Annotated in this window: 1 protein-coding gene; it reads right to left on the minus strand. The window is 68.2% G+C overall.

The window, feature by feature from the left end; translation table 11 throughout:
• Window positions 1-87 precede the first annotated feature (87 nt).
• Window positions 88-233, minus strand: a 146-nt coding sequence (locus tag SB751_RS35620) for a TRAM domain-containing protein (protein WP_410749685.1), incomplete at its 5' end; no start/stop codon positions are given.

Here is a 233-nt window from a genome sequence, read left to right on the forward strand (position 1 = left end):
GGCCGCACAGATTGGCCAGGTGGGTGTTGTCGCCGTCCAGGGTGACGATGGCGGGCATGCTGCGGCGGGCGCGGGGGCGGGAAGTGGTCATTCGGCCTCTTGGGGATCGCGGTCGACGTCGGCCACGCGGGCGCGCAACGAGTTGGTGTGCGCCTCGGTGATGATGACGTCGACCATCTGTCCGATGAGCCGCGCGGGCGCGGCGAAATTGACGATGCGGTTGTTTTCGGTGC

The organism is Cupriavidus sp. SIMBA_020 (assembly GCF_046535395.1).
GTDB lineage: Bacteria > Pseudomonadota > Gammaproteobacteria > Burkholderiales > Burkholderiaceae > Cupriavidus > Cupriavidus campinensis.